The organism is Roseobacter weihaiensis, from assembly GCF_020622345.1.
GTDB classification, from domain to species: domain Bacteria; phylum Pseudomonadota; class Alphaproteobacteria; order Rhodobacterales; family Rhodobacteraceae; genus Roseobacter; species Roseobacter weihaiensis.
Map to the genome: position 1 here is coordinate 1 of NZ_JACNMO010000073.1, position 1386 is coordinate 1386.

Annotated in this window: 1 protein-coding gene; it reads left to right on the forward strand. The window is 58.0% G+C overall.

Annotated features, from left to right (window positions below; genetic code table 11):
• The first annotated feature begins 47 nt into the window (after positions 1–47).
• Complete coding sequence (locus H7847_RS26545) at positions 48–1082, forward strand: IS110 family RNA-guided transposase (RefSeq protein WP_227272724.1); 1035 nt, start codon at positions 48–50, stop codon at positions 1080–1082.
• Positions 1083–1386: the final 304 nt, after the last annotated feature.

Below are 1386 nucleotides of genomic sequence, written 5' to 3' on the forward strand. Positions count from 1 at the left end.
GGTTCTCGATAGAGTTGCGGTGATTACTGCAACCTGAGGAGAACGAGATGGATTACTATGTGGGTTTGGACGTGTCGCTACGATCTGTGGCCGTTTGCGTGATTGATGCCGATGGCAAGCACGTCTTTGAACGCGCTGCGGCTTGCGAGATTGAGGATATCTTGGCCTGCCTACGCGAGGTGCCGCAAGGGCAGTGCCGGATTGGATTCGAGTCTGGCGCGATGAGCCAGCATCTGCACTCTGGGCTTCAGAGCGCCGGTTTCGATGTGGTTTGCATGGAAGCGCGCCAAGTGAACGCGGCGCTGTCGGCCATGCGCAACAAAACCGACAAGACGGACGCCAGAGGAATTGCGCAAGTGCTGAGGTCCGGGTGGTTCAGCAAGGTGTTCATCAAGAGCCATGAAGCGCATGCCTATCGCGCATTGCTGAGCAGCCGAAAAGCTGTTCAAAAGAAATGCATCGATCTGGCCAACGAAGTGCGTGGGCTGTATCGGGTCTTTGGGTTGCGCCTGCCGTCCCGGGTCGATCAGGGATCATTTGACGAACGGGTCAGGCCTCTCATCGAAGCGGATCCAGATTTGTCACGGGTCCTGCTGCCGCTCCTGGACGCGCGCGCGATGCTCTACAAAACCTACCGTGAGTTGGACAGACGCGTGAAGCAGGCCGCCAGCCATGACGCGATCTGCCTGCGCTTCATGGCAATCCCTGGCGTGGGACCGATTGCAGCTCTGACGTTCCGCGCAGCCGTCGATGATCCGAAACGATTCACCAGTTCCAGAACTGTCGCCGCGCACTTCGGACTGACACCTCGACGATATCAATCTGGCGAAAAAGACAATCCTGGCCGCATCTCCAAGGCCGGCGATAGCGATGTGCGAGCCACGCTCTACGCAGCAGCGACCGCGATGATTATGCGATCTGTGGCCAGCTCAGAGATCAAAAGTTGGGGACTGCGGCTGATGCGTCGAAAAGGCCACCGCCGCGCCCTTGTCGCCGTCGCAAGAAAGCTCGCCGTCGTCATGCATCGCATGTGGGCCGACAACACCGATTTCCGTCACAGACCTTTGGAGGCCGCGCTATGACCTGACAGCCTTCCCAAGATCAGAGACGGGATCGTCCCTCACCGGACGAGGTCTCTTGCCCTCTCGGGCATGTAAACATGCCCTGCCAGGTAATAGATGACGCCGAAAAGCTCACTGCTCAATTTGAAGCGCGAGACAAAGCGGGGCGCTCCACGTCCATTCCGACACATGCGTGCAGCGGCCCAACCGAACCGGGCCTACAATGACTGCGAAGAGAAGCGTGACCCGGATGAAGGACAGCGATCCCTATAGGACGGAAATGACACAATGAAATGAACTTGACCCAAACGCCCGATTAGAGAAG

Bases quoted from the DNA above. Each gene is read 5' to 3' on its own strand.
- H7847_RS26545 (WP_227272724.1), top strand. From the start codon at position 48: ATGGATTACTATGTGGGTTTGGACGTGTCGCTACGATCTGTGGCCGTT.